This window comes from Gammaproteobacteria bacterium, assembly GCA_024235095.1.
In the GTDB taxonomy this organism is placed as follows: Bacteria; Pseudomonadota; Gammaproteobacteria; order Competibacterales; family Competibacteraceae; genus UBA2383.
Genome location: JACKNC010000001.1, coordinates 422,933 through 436,386, shown reverse-complemented (window position 1 = coordinate 436,386; position 13,454 = coordinate 422,933). Strand labels below are relative to the sequence as shown.

Here is a 13,454-nt window from a genome sequence, read left to right as displayed (position 1 = left end):
AAAATATTTGTGTTCAAATAAGATGAAGGTTGGCCTGATTTCATATCCTATGCTATGGCAGCGTCAGGGTGGTGTACAAAATAAGATTCATAATACTCTCGTCGCTCTGAGTGGGCTAGGAGTAGAATCGCGTCTGTTCGATATCAATACGGACTGTCTAACCGATTTTGATCTCTTGCATGTCTTCTGCACTGGCTCGGGTAACCATCGTATTGTTGAGGCCGCCTGTGATGCTGGTGTTCCGGTAGTGCTCTCCTCAGTGCTAAGTTTACCTTACAACCGTTTCGAAGGCTGGCGTGATCGCTTGTTGCACATCTTGATACGTTACCTGTCTAGCTACCAGCTAAGCACGAGTTGGGGACAAAGCTTCTCCGCTTTTGCGGGAGCAGAGCGGATCATTGCTCTTGGGCAGAATGAGGCTAATGCTATACGCAATAATTTCAGTATCAATGTCGAGCGCATCCATATCATCCCCAATGGCATCCACGATGCTTTTTTCTCTGCCGACCCTGCCCTATTTCTGAAAACGTGGCAGAGTAGACGCCCTTTTGTCTTGATGTCGGCTTCGCTGAGTCCGGAGAAAAATCAACTCGGAGCGGTGCGTGCTGTACGTGGGCTGGAAGTCGACCTCGTCCTGTTCGGTGCAGTGGGAAAATCTCAGCAGAGTTATCTCGATGCCTGCCTGAAGGAAGGAGCTGGGCAAGTACACTACCTGGGAACATATGCACAGAATGACCCATTTTATGTTTCCGCCTTCGCGGCCGCCCAAGCGGTGCTGATACCTAGCTATACGGAAGTAACGCCCAATGTCGCCTTGGAAGCTCTAGCTACCGGTACCCCAGTGGTCTGTACTCTTTACCATGCTTTTGACCAGAACTTCCCTCCTGCCTGCTGGCAAGAGGTCAATCCTAAAAACAGCACAGCCATTCGAGCTGGGATACAGCGCTTCCTGGATTCTTCACCATCATCCACGGTCTGCCGTGATACAGTACATGACCTGCGCTGGTCAGCTATCGCCGAGCGGATCGTTGCGGTCTATCATGAGGCTCTCCGGTCTTCTGTCCCTAGGGTTTTGGTGCCTAATGAGTATTGATCGGGATATGGGCCGACGCCTTGCCAAGAGTGCGGCTTGGATGGTGTTGCTACGCCTCACCATCCGTAGTTTGGGGCTGATCAGCACCCTTATTTTGGCGCGCTTACTGGTTCCTGCTGACTTCGGTCTAGTGGCCCTGGCCAGTCTAATTATTAGTATTCTAGAACTGGTTTTTGACTTTAGTTTCGATCTCTACCTGATCCGCCAGAAAGGCCAGGACACTAGCCTCTACAATACGGTTTGGACTCTGTCCGTGTTGCGCGGCAGCTTGATGGGCCTGTTGATCTTCCTCGCGGCACCACTGGCGGCAGCATTTTATGCCAGCCCCGCACTCGTAGATATTTACCACGTCTTGGCACTCGGCTCGTTCATCAGCGGTTTTGAGAATGTTGGCATTGTCGAATTTCGCAAAGAACTCCGTTTCGATCGTGAATTCCGGCTGAGGTTAGCGGCCAAGTTAGTGGCTTTTGCTACCACCATTAGCATGGCGTTGGTCTGGAAAAACTACTGGGCATTGGTTATCGGCACCTTGAGCAGTCAGGTGGCGCTGGTGGTATTAAGCTACATAATGTCCGACTACCGCCCGAGCTTAACACTGGCGCGCTGGCGCGAAATATTCCGTTTTTCGACCTGGATCATGCTGGCCAGCGTGTTTGGTGCCCTGCTTACCCGAAGTCCTTCCCTCATCATCGGGCGCTTCGCCAATGTGAGCAGTGTAGGTTTGTACGAGGTGGGGCGCGAAGTCGCCGACCTACCTACAACCGAACTTGTCTGGCCCATCGCCCGTACGCTCTATCCAGGTTACTCCAAGGTTATGGGCAATACGGAGAAGATACGCCAACTCTATTTGGACAGCATCGGTTTAATCATCACCTTGGCTACACCCTTAGCCCTAGGCATCGCTGTCACCGCTGAACCATTGGTGTGTGTGCTGTTGGGGATAAAATGGCTGGAGGCAGTGCCCTTTATTGAAGTATTGGCTGTATCCGGATTAATACGATTGTTCAGTACGGGTGCTCAATCCATTATCTTGGCTCAAGGCCGACCCAAGCTATATGCTTTGCTAGCCTTATTCAGCTTACTGATGACCTTGCCATTGTCCATACTTGGCGCTTGGCAGGCTGGTGCCATCGGCGTGGCCTACGGATTCTTGGGAGGAATGGTACTATCCAGCCTAGCCTATCTTACAAGCTCATATCTTCTGTTACAATTAAGTGCGAAGGTAATCATTCATTACGCCTATCGTCCTTTGTTTTCTGGCTTAGGTATGGTAATTGCCATCTGGAGCTTATTAAGCTTGATGATGGAAGCGGATACAGCCGATTTTTGGCGGGCACTGCGGATGCTTGCTATATTAGCGCCATTGGGGGCTACAGTCTATATTACGACCCTGCTGCTGTTATGGCGCTTAGCGGGTAAGCCTGCCGGTCCGGAACATACTCTTTTGCGGGAGATCAATCAGCGTTGGCCTCGGTTAAAATATTGGCTGCCCGCAGTGGAATAGTTGGAGTCATTCATGCCAATCACACAAAATTCTCAACTACGGGTCAACAGTCTACGCAGCTTATCCTTCAGTAGGGTAGTCAAGCAGGCACGTCTCCGCAGGTAGTTCTCTAATTCCGTAACAACGGTCGTAGCCAGTTCTTCCGTGCGACGATCATTTTGTTTCGCCTGTGCCAGTAAAGGTTCAAAACCGGCTCGCACAGTCGCATCAGCGTACCGCGCAGAGGGCAAAACGGCTATTTCCCGTTGGGCTACGATCGCCAAATAAGGAGACATTGCATAAAGACTTGATTCTTCAATTGCCGACAGTGTCGGACGCAGTTTTTCTACCGTCCACAGCAATTCCTGGGTGATACGCGGTAATGTTTCCGTCCCTCGTGTCCAGAGATCAAAAGCACCTACGGTTCCGGCAAAAATTACACGAAAACCAATAGCTTCCAATAAGTTACGCCAAAGCTCGGGATTCATAGATAATGTTACATGTGTCATATAATTTTCATTCTCAAAAAGTTTGTGCAACAGACGCTGGAAAAATCCGGCATAGTTGGGTGTTCCAATCAGCAGATAGCCTCCTTCCTTTACCAAATCAGCCTGCCGCAATAGGATATCAGCCCAGTTAGTAAAATGCTCAATGAAGCCAAGCGAATACACTACATCATATTGCATAGCGAATGAGTGAATGGTGAAATCATTGATGATAAATTCGCCAGGCTTGTAGCCGTTCTTGATTAACCACTGTGGCAATTCATTTTGAATACGTGGGTCGAAATCTATGCCATGCAACGTATAACCTAAATCCCCGAATAGGGTGAGGAACCCGCCAGGAGAACAACCGATTTCGATGCAGTCGCCGTTTTCCTTCTTAGGAATGTATGTTTTTACCAAGGGGCGCAAACGGTGTCCGACTGGAGGCGGTACCACATCGTATTTGCCACTATAGGCTGGATCACTTGCATGGTAACGCAAGTTTTCAGAGTTTTGTGATGAATGCATAATTAACAATCGTTTGATTTCTAAGGCTGGATGTGGTCCAGCACCCAATTTAAGATTCTATCGGGGCGACTTCGTCGTCCCGCAGGGGTGACGTTCCAACGAAGGTTCGACGGCGCTACGCGCCGAGAACCCGAAGTTAGCTCAACTCGCGCCCCGTTTTTGTCGGCGCGAAGCGCCGTCGAACCAAAGATCGGGTCACTAAGGTACTATACCAGTAATCGTATCCAACTGGCGTCGCTTCTTTAGCCCAGCAGCATATTCCAAAAATGGTATTTGCGAATCGCGTTCCCAGCCTCGAGCTTCCACCCAGTGCTTCGCCAACACCACCATGATCATCATGTTATAAGGCAGGTCAAAATAGGGCAAGCTGAGAAAAGCGCCACCCGTTGCATAACCGACCAGCCCGGTTTGCACCATCGCACCCAAGTCTCCTGCCCATTGCGCTTCTGGGATAGCGCGAGCGTACTTCCTAAGCCAGTCAGCAACGCGGTAGGTTGAAAACCAGATCAACAAAAACAAGCCGAGTCCGACAAATCCATGATTACCGAGAACCTGGAAATAGATACTATGGGCAGCCCGCACCTCGGTCTCGTAAGTGCCGTAAGCATAGAAAAATTCTGGGTATTGGTAATTCATACCAGCACCGAAGAAATGCGTCTTAGCGACTTCCCAAGCGACAATCCAGGCATTGATTCTGCCCATAGCGGAATCGTCTTCTTCATAAGTTTCGATCGTTTCCATCCGATTAAACCATGCATCTGGCATGATCGGCACCAAAGCCAGCACCACCACTATGATCCATATGCTCATGATGCCCTTACGCTGGCTGCGCCACCAGAACATCGCGCCCATAGCAAGCAGAGCCAGCAATGCCCCTCGTGAGTGGCTACCCAGCGCTGCTGCCACGCAGAGCAGCATGATCAGGCTCAAACCATGTTGGCCCCATTTATTCTTCACTTGCAATTGAAGGAAATGCAGCAGCGGAATAATGATGATCAGCGCCAGCGCCAACGAGTTATTATCCTCGATGAAACTGCCGGGTGGTCCCCACACACGGTAATTGCCGCCAGTTATCACGGTGAATAAGCCACCCTTGGCCCCTAAAATGGCCAGTGACCCTGTAGTGACCCAAACGAAGGTCATTATTTGATAGCGGTTTTGCAGGAGCATTAATGCAATGAACGTCATGAGGTAAATTTTCATGACTTTATCCCACAATGCGTAATCTCCTGCTACGTCTATGCCCATGAGCCACGACACATTTATCCATAGGATAAATGCAAGCAGCCACCAAACTGGCGCACTCTTGAACGGCGATTGCCGCTCTCTAGTGAACAGCAAGCCTACTAGAGTTGAGGCTGCTGCAATTGCCGCGAGTGGGGCAGAATAAGCAAAACCCCAACAAAAGCGATGCGGATTCATGATTGACAACCATGTCCAGTTCATGATACCAATCCACGGTCGCCAAAGCGCCATGACCGCAAAAACTAGCACAATGGAAACAATTAATAAGTCACGCATATTAGCCAGATCCTAACCGATTTTGACCAATCAAGGCATATTTCCATGAGTGAAGCGCAGTAATTGGAATATAGCAGTCCTTTACAGGTTATAGAAATATAATAATTTCTATCTATATTTGTAAAAATATTTTATGTGACCATGCAGTCAAGTCAACTCGTATGAAGCACTACACACTTGATAAGCGGAGCGCTTCGCGCTCCGCTTATCGGGGCGCGAGCCGAGCTTCGCTCGACGCGAGTTGCAGGTGTCGCGCTGCGCGCTCCGCCTATCAACTCGCTGGAGCGGTAATCGGCCTAATCACCTGCAAGCGCCTATGCGCTCTCCGGTATTAGACCGATTCCGCTCAGCTCGCGCCCCGTTAGTTAGAAAAACCCATATCGGTGGTATATCCATTCCGCATGGATAGGTCCGGCTTCTAAGCATTCTTCACCCCAAATATCGCGGTGTAAGGCGTGAAGATGTGTCCTACAAAGCGTAATGGTGGGAGCGCACGGACCATTGAGATAGAAAGACGCAGCACGATTCCCATCTTATCAGTATTCAGAATATCGAAGCGATCATAAGAATGAATTTTATGCCCAGCCAAGAAAGAAGAAAGTCCATAAAAGCTAAACCAATGAACCGCCGGATACCGAGCATAATTCGCTAATTCCGGTCTCGTAGTCGTCGCCAATCGCTCATACCTGTGCTTGAGAAAGCTAGGGTACCAGCTATACAGGGGCAGATTGAACTCCTCCTGCTTCGGGCAAAGAACATTCGTAGTACTCAAATACAACACGCCACCCGGCTTTAATATCCGGGAAGCTTCACATAAACACCCTTGCCAATCCTCAACATGCTCCAGTAACTCTGGCAACAAGCAAACATCCATTGATTCATCCTGGAAGGGCAACTGCGTTGCAGAGCCGATTTCAAAGCGGATAGCAAGCCCAGACTCGTGGGTGCGGCGGCGCGCTAACTCAATCAGCGGCTCATTGATATCGACGCCAAAAACGTTATAACCTCGTTCGGCCCATATCCGGCACTGGGTTCCCGCGCCGCAACCGATATCAGCGACATCCAGCACACTTGCGGACGATTTACCACTATTCCCAAGAAAGTCGAGTATCTTATCCCGGATTGTTGCAAGCCTTTCAAGTGTAGCCGAGGATAAGCTTTGCTCTTCATAATAGCGGTAGAAGTTCGGATCAGAGCTATAATCCCATTTTTCAGTATCACGCTTCATTTTCCCAGTCATTTATGTTATTCCCCATGTACCTGCTTACCATTAAAATCTACGGGAACCTTGCTACATGAACGAACGAAACATATCCGCTACCATAAGGCCCGATAGCTTCCCTCGTCTATTAGTTTACACTCGCGTTTTCCCGAACTCAGCGCAACCGACCTATGGCACCTTCGTGCGTGAACGCATGTTCCGAGTAGCCCAACATCTGCCGCTGGTCGTCGTAGCGCCAGTACCGTGGTTCCCATTACAGCGCTGGTTACGATGCTTACGCCCCGGATTTCGGCCTGATGTGCCGTACTATGAAGCGCAACAAGGAATTGAAGTGTACCACCCACGTTTTCTGTCAATCCCTGGGCTTTTGAAATTCACCGATTCTTTCTTTGAAGCACTGGGTTCGCTGCCCACCCTGCTGCGCTTGCGCCGCAAGTTCCGTTTCGAACTCATCGACAGCCATTTCGGCTACCCGGACGGCGTTGCAGCCTGGTTGCTAGCCAAGTGGCTCGGCCAACCTTTCACCATAACCCTACGCGGTACTCAACCGTTTACAGCAACCTTACGCGGCGCGTACATCTTACGTCCATGGATATGCCAATGGCTGACTAAGCGGGCGCTGCGCACCGCAAACCGGGTATTTTCGGTATCCGAATCGTTGCGCCAAATGGCTATCCATACCATCGGTATCGACCCGGAACAAATACAAGTCATCGCCAATGGCGTTGATTATGGCAAATTCCACCGGGAAGATCGAATTGAATGCCGATACTTGCTCGGTATTCCCCAAGACGCACTAGTGATGATCTCCGTAGGTGGATTATTCGAGCGCAAAGGTTATCATCATGTCATCGCCCTCATGCCAAAGCTGCTCGACCGCTTTCCAAATCTGCATTACGTCATTGCTGGCGGGCCAGGGCCAGAAGGAAACTGGGAAGAACGCCTAAAAATTCTGGCTAAAAATATCGGCCTAAACGACCGTGTCCATTTCTTAGGACCCGTTTCCCCGGAACGCCTGCGCTTCGTCTACTCATCTGGCGATCTCTTTGTACTGGCCACGCAGATGGAAGGTTGGGCTAATGTGTTCCTGGAAGCCTGCGCGTGTGGCTTGCCCGTAGTGACGACGGATGTGGGTGGCAACCGTGAAGTGGTCGGTAAACCGGAACTTGGCATCATTGTACCCTATGGCGATTGGGGAACCCTGCGTGAAGCGATCATGACTGCGCTGGGGCGTTCCTCCTGGGACCGGGAAGCAATTATCGCCCATGGACGGGAAAATTCCTGGGAGACCCGTATTCCCGCACTGGTGCAGGAATTTTGCCGTATCCATACCAGCCTGCGTTGAGTCAGTTTGCATTTGGGCGCACTGATTCATTGACAGAGTTGTTGTGCTTCGGATACCAAAGTCACATATTTACCAGACTTACCTGGCGGAATATTTTCCGGGAAAGAAAAACGCACCGGCACCTCCATTCGCAATGTACGGTGCATCTTACCCCGTATTTCCTGCAACTTCTTCTCCGGGTACGGCGGATCACGCACCAGCAACACGTCCAGCGACAGATCCTGACGTTGAATGATCTTGAATTGTTTCAGGTCCGACAATTCGCGTAGCACATACCGCAGAGCCGCGCTATGGATGGGCGCACCGTCCCGGCCCACAATAAAGTCGCTGGTGCGCCCGGCGATCTGCCCCAAAGTGGGTAGCGTCATGCCACACGGGCACGGCTCATTCAGCAACTTCACCCGATCGCCCACTCGATAGCGCAACAAGGGCATGCCGAAACCATCCAGATTAGTGACCAGCAATTCCCCAACTCCCTCCTCATTGGGCTGATCGACCTCCAACAACACATGCTCGGCAGCGATGTGCAACCCGCCCGCCGGGCATTCGTGAGCCAAATGGCCGCCATCCCGCGAACCATACTCGTCACCAATAGGACAACCAAAGACCTCAGCCATCTTGTATCGCTGGTTCGGATACATGACCTCGGAGGTGCAGGTCACCAGTTGCGGACGCCAATCGCCAAATAATTCCAGCCGACGCTCCATGAACAGCGCCACATGATAGAGCACCGTAGGATAGCCGTACACCAGTCGGGGCTGAAACCGGCGCAATACCTCGGCATCTCGCGCCAGCCCCTCATCGGTCAGATCGAACGCTGACAACACAATATGATTCAGGAACCAGCGATCCTTGAAGCGGCGGGTCGCGTCAAGCTTGGAAAGTTCCACGGGCGAACCCCAGAAATCCACCTGCCGGCTGCCCGGCGCCACCCCGAACCAGGCCCGGCCGCGCAGCTTGGCTGCGTTGTGCCAAGACTCCTTCTCCAAATCCGTATAGAACACTAGCGGCTGACCCGTGGAACCACCGGTGGTGTGACGAATAAGTTGGCCTTTGAAGCCGCGCGCCACCATCTCTTCGACGCTCTCGCGCACATCAAGGCGTTCCACCGGCGGCAATCGCCGAAACAGGTCAAGGCTGATGTCCGAGACATCCTTGATACCCAGTGCCGCAAAGCGCGCCCGATAAAAAGGGACATCTTTCCAGCAATGACGTAGCAAAGTCAGCAGCTTATCATCCTGATGCGCTCGGAGACCGGTGCGATCCAGTTTTTCCGTGCGCCGCAGCGACCGGTAACAAACTAGCGTCGAACGGCCCCGCAGGCGTTCATGCAGAGGCAAAAATAGATTGCGCGCCAACCATTCGCTCATAAAATCATTTCCTAACAATGCTTTGATCCGATTATGCGCCGGAAAGCAAACGTCATGGTTAATCCTTCAGATCGCCTAACCCTCCCGCAGATCCAGACGCCTTTCAAGTCTTTCAATGCGTGTATTGGGTTGATCATGGTGAACATGTTGCTCAACAATATCGCCATACATGTGCGCCAAATCCCGGCGCATACCCGCAACCGTCAATTCCAGACTCGACAGCCGGGATTCAAGCCGGTCAAACCGCTCATCGTGATCAGTCTGCTTGCTGCGAATGGCGCGCAGATGCTCCAGCACCAGGCTTTCAATATTGCTCAGGTCAGTCATTTGGTTCACTCCGTAGATCGCTGCAAACACTATCAGGGACATCGTTAATCGTCATAACGATCACTCCAGCAGCGATAACATCCGGCTCAGGTTGCGATCCCAATCATAATGGTGCAGCACCCACTCGCGATTCCTGTACCCCTCTTGTTGTGCTCCCGCCGGGTCCGCCAGCAGCGCCAGCGCCTGTTGCGCCAGCTCTGTGGGATCATCGGCGACCAAAATCCCCCCCGGCTCCCCTTTTTCAAAGGGGAGTGACGATGACCCAATGCCCTCCATCGCCGCCGATGTCGCTAGCACCGGTTTACCCATCGCCATTGCTTCCAGCACCTTGTTTTGCACTCCACGGGCAATGCGCAGCGGCGCGACCGAAAACTCGGCATGGGTGATATAAGGCCGCACATCCGGCACCGTTCCGGTCACGCAAACGCCAGGTAACGTCGCCAACTCCTGCACCGCCGCCGTAGGCCGCGCCCCGACGATGTAAAACCGGCTCTCCGGCGTGGCGCGATGGATTTCAGGAAACGCCGCTCGGGCAAACCCATCCACCGCATCGACATTCGCCCAGTAATCCATGGCCCCGGTGAACACCAGCACTCGCTCGTCCATCGAGTAGGGATTCAGGCATTCTCGATCAGGATTAAAGTAGTCAGTATCTACGCCATTCGCCACGGCGATCACCCGTTCAGCGGGAACGTCCGGGGCCAGGCGGCGGAACAACGCAGCTTCATCCTCAGTCACGAACACGCTGGCGGCGAATTCCCGCGCCACGGATCGCTCGAACGCTAACAACCGCTGACTTTCGCGGCGGTAAATCCAGCTCAGGGGCCACGGTTTGCCGTCCGCATATTGCGCCCACTTGGCGGAATCGACATCGACGAAATCCATCACTCGCCGCAAGCGATCATGCGGAGAATAGCGCACATATTGCGCCATTGCCGAGGAAAACATCAGCGCTCGTTCAATCCGTTGTTCTGTAACCACGCGATCGACCCAGGCTTGCAGGCCAGCATGACGATAATAGGGCAGGGTCAACGGCTCGCCGGTCGTCAGACCACGCAGACTCCACAGCCTGGCGCGACGCGGCTCCAGCGGCGCGCAATAGACATCGGCACAGAAGCGCCGCACCTCGTCGACATGTCGCCAATCATCCGGGTCATCTATAAAGGTTCCCAACCAAACCCGGTAATGCTGGGCGAGATGGCGCAGCAGATGAAAGGAACGCACCTTGTCGCCCTTGTTGGGCGGAAAGGGAATGCGGTGGACCAAAAACAGCAGATTATGCATCAGCGGGCTTATTACTTTGCAGAATCATCGGTTGGAAACGTCGTGCGCCAGCAAATATCCTCGAACTGGCGAGCGATGGCATTAGAGGAAAAGTTCTCTTCGATATAATGCCGAGCCTGAAAGGCAAGCCGCTGGCGTAAGTCCGGGTTTTCCAACAGTTGTATTATTGCATCGGCCAGCGCCTTCGGGGTGTCGCCATGTAAATAGTGCTGGTCCGCAAGCAGGGGCAACCCCTCAACACCCAGACCCGTCGACACCACCGGGATACCCGTGGCCATGGCTTCGTACACCTTAATGCGGGTGCCGCCGCCCACCCGGAGCGGCACCACATACGCCGCCGCGCCCTGTATATGGGGCCGGATATCGTCGACGAAGCCGGTGAATTGCCATGGCAGTCCCCGACTCTTGGCGCGCTCTATCAAAGCAGGAGAAGGGTTGCGCCCAACGATGGTCATCGACGCTCGCGGGCGCTGTTCCGCCACTTGCGGCCAGACCTCCTGCATGAAAAACTCAATGCCATCGATGTTGGCCAGCCAGTCCATAGCGCCAGTGAATACCACGCGCTCCTGATCGCCAGGCGGTGTATAGGTAAAGAATTCCAGATCAACGCCCGTGCCGATGACTTCTATATTACGCGCGCCGTCTATTCGGGCAAACGCCCCTGCGTCCCGCTCCGACACGGCCACGACGGTATCGAAACGCGGAATCACTGCCTGCTCGAATGCATTCATTTTGCGGAACTGGGAGCGCCACAGTGCTTTTTTCAACCGATTCGCGGCAACTTGGGCATGGCGGTTGAAAATTTCTGCTTCCACGTTATGGGTGAACAAGACCGATGCGCACGGCAAAGTGTCCGGCGCCATGACCATTGAATGCAGGAAATCGAATACTGCCACCGTAGGTGACTGCGCCAATTCAGCGTGGATAACCGCAGCGCCAGCCGTCGAATAATCCGCTGCGATCGATACCGGCAAGCGCGAAACGAGATGCCGCAGACGCAGCGACCGAAAAAACCGCCCGTCATCCACGGATGGCCAGGAGACAAAGCGATCACAAACTTGTTGTAACTCGGCGGCGAACCGCTGTTCCGCCCCAATCGAGGCTGGCGAAACCAGAATGATTTCAAAGCGCCCACCTTTCATACCCCGCAGGATTTGCGTGGTGCGAATCTTGCCGCCCTGATCAGTGGGAAATAGAAAGCGTGGAGAAACGAAGAGCAGGTGAGGGCGTTCGCTCACCAGCAAATCCCCCGGTACTGGGCCAACAACCGCTCGCGATAGGACAGATTGACTAAATCCAGCACGATCTGTTCCGGCTTGGCGCGCGTCACGAGACGCTCCATTAAATCGGCATCGCTCAGACCCAACACCATCAGTTCCGACTGTTCAATGAGTTCGTCGCAACTCTCGACCATCAGCGACGCAATATGCGGGATGGTTTCCTCGATGTAACGGCGGTTAGCGCCAATCAGGTGGGAAAGCTGCACGTTGGGATCGTGAACCTTGAGTTGCAGACCCTTGCCGATCAGTCGCTCAGCCATGACCACCAGGGGACTTTCGCGCAAATCGTCGGTGCCGCTCTTGAAGCTCAAACCGATCAGGCCAATGCGTCGCTTGCCGCTGCCTAACACATATTCTACCGCGTGTTCAATCTGACGCTGGTTGCTGGGTATCACGCCGCTCAGCATGGGCAAGTCCAAATCCTGTTCCTTGGCCATGTACAGCAACGCGCGCAGATCCTTGGGCAGGCAGGAACCACCGAAGGCGAAGCCGGGGCGCAGATAAGCAGGAGAGATGTTCAGATGCCGGTCGAGAGTCGCCAAGCGCATAACCTCGCGGGCGTCAACCTCCATCGCTTGGGATAACCGCCCAATTTCGTTGGCAAATACGATCTTGAGGGCATGAAACGCATTGCAGGCATATTTGAGCATTTCTGCGGTGCCGATGTTGGTGCCGATGAATTCACAGGGCAGGTGCTCGAACACCGGCCGCACCTGGGCCAGCGAGCGCTCCGAGTCAGCGCCGACCACCGTGAACGGTGGGTGGTCATAGTCTTTGATGGAAGAGCCTTCGCGTAGGAACTCAGGCTGGAAACCCAGACCGAAATGTTTGCCTACCTGTTTACCGGAATGTTCCTCCAGAATCGGTTTCACCCGTTTCTCAACCGTACCCGGTTTTATCGTGGACCGCACCACCACAACGTGATAGTTATCGACCGGCGCGAGCGCCTCGCCGATCTGAGCCGCCACCCGTTCGATGGCTTTTAAATCCTGACTGCCGTTGGGCTTGGAGGGCGTTCCAACACAGACAAAGGATAGATCAGTGCGGGCGATAGCCTCTTGTACATTCTCCGTGACCGTCAATCGGCCAGCTTTGACCACTTGATGAGTGAGTTCCTGGATACCTTCCTCCACAATCGGTGAACGACCACTACGCAAGAGATCAAGCTTGTTTTGATCAAGATCGACGCCGACTACATCGTGGCCATCACGGGCCAGACAAGCAGCGGATACTGCGCCGACGTAGCCCATACCAAATATTGCGATTTTCATTGGGATGTTCCTTGGTTAACGCGATGTTTGACTCGAAACAATTGCTATCGCTTCTCTAATGTGGTTTTTAGGCGTGTATCCGAAACACATTCACCTTCAGGAACCACATAAACGTAAGCAGGCTTCGGCTAAGTTAAATTATCTAAGCTCCTGGTTATTTTCTCTTTTGCTGTCGTTGGCAATAAATATCCTGATATCTGCAAAGCTTTTAAAATCTGCCAGTCAAGCCCGAATTCTGATGGCTT

Annotated in this window: 11 protein-coding genes; 3 read left to right on the top strand and 8 right to left on the bottom strand. The window is 52.9% G+C overall.

Annotated features, from left to right (window positions below):
* The first annotated feature begins 22 nt into the window (after nt 1-22).
* Nucleotides 23-1,093: a glycosyltransferase gene (locus tag H6973_01790; GenBank protein MCP5124399.1), complete on the top strand. Its 1,071-nt coding sequence runs from the start codon at nt 23-25 to the stop codon at nt 1,091-1,093.
* The gene (locus H6973_01785; protein ID MCP5124398.1) at nt 1,083-2,597 is read left to right on the top strand and encodes a lipopolysaccharide biosynthesis protein; all 1,515 of its coding nucleotides are present in this window, start codon (nt 1,083-1,085) and stop codon (nt 2,595-2,597) included. The genes H6973_01790 and H6973_01785 overlap by 11 nt, the downstream gene beginning before the upstream one ends.
* Nucleotides 2,598-2,629: 32 nt before the next feature.
* Here the strand turns inward: H6973_01785 and H6973_01780 are convergent, their stop codons facing one another.
* From H6973_01780 to H6973_01770, 3 genes are all read right to left on the bottom strand, one after another.
* On the bottom strand, nt 2,630-3,589 hold the full coding sequence (locus H6973_01780; protein MCP5124397.1) for a class I SAM-dependent methyltransferase: 960 nt from the start codon (nt 3,587-3,589) through the stop codon (nt 2,630-2,632).
* Nucleotides 3,590-3,787: 198 nt separating this feature from the next.
* Nucleotides 3,788-5,110: a putative O-glycosylation ligase, exosortase A system-associated gene (locus H6973_01775; protein MCP5124396.1), complete on the bottom strand. Its 1,323-nt coding sequence runs from the start codon at nt 5,108-5,110 to the stop codon at nt 3,788-3,790.
* Between the two features lie 418 nt (nt 5,111-5,528).
* Nucleotides 5,529-6,350: a class I SAM-dependent methyltransferase gene (locus H6973_01770; GenBank protein MCP5124395.1), complete on the bottom strand. Its 822-nt coding sequence runs from the start codon at nt 6,348-6,350 to the stop codon at nt 5,529-5,531.
* 55 nt (nt 6,351-6,405) lie between these two features.
* Between H6973_01770 and H6973_01765 the strand changes: the two genes are divergently transcribed.
* On the top strand, nt 6,406-7,677 hold the full coding sequence (locus H6973_01765; GenBank protein MCP5124394.1) for a glycosyltransferase: 1,272 nt from the start codon (nt 6,406-6,408) through the stop codon (nt 7,675-7,677).
* A gap of 26 nt (nt 7,678-7,703) precedes the next feature.
* Here H6973_01765 and H6973_01760 read toward each other — a convergent pair whose 3' ends face one another.
* The 5 genes from H6973_01760 to H6973_01740 form a co-directional block, all read right to left on the bottom strand.
* The gene (locus H6973_01760) at nt 7,704-9,047 is read right to left on the bottom strand and encodes a phenylacetate--CoA ligase family protein (GenBank protein ID MCP5124393.1); all 1,344 of its coding nucleotides are present in this window, start codon (nt 9,045-9,047) and stop codon (nt 7,704-7,706) included.
* Between the two features lie 75 nt (nt 9,048-9,122).
* Entirely contained in the window at nt 9,123-9,374 is a 252-nt protein-coding gene (locus H6973_01755) for a hypothetical protein (GenBank protein ID MCP5124392.1), read from the bottom strand.
* Nucleotides 9,375-9,434: 60 nt separating this feature from the next.
* Entirely contained in the window at nt 9,435-10,658 is a 1,224-nt protein-coding gene (locus H6973_01750; GenBank protein MCP5124391.1) for a TIGR03087 family PEP-CTERM/XrtA system glycosyltransferase, read from the bottom strand.
* Nucleotides 10,659-10,669: 11 nt separating this feature from the next.
* The gene (locus H6973_01745) at nt 10,670-11,896 is read right to left on the bottom strand and encodes a glycosyltransferase (GenBank protein ID MCP5124390.1); all 1,227 of its coding nucleotides are present in this window, start codon (nt 11,894-11,896) and stop codon (nt 10,670-10,672) included.
* Nucleotides 11,893-13,209, bottom strand: a complete 1,317-nt coding sequence (locus tag H6973_01740) for a UDP-glucose/GDP-mannose dehydrogenase family protein (GenBank protein MCP5124389.1) — start codon at nt 13,207-13,209, stop codon at nt 11,893-11,895. Before H6973_01740 ends, H6973_01745 begins: the two co-directional genes overlap by 4 nt.
* Between the last annotated feature and the right edge of the window lie 245 nt (nt 13,210-13,454).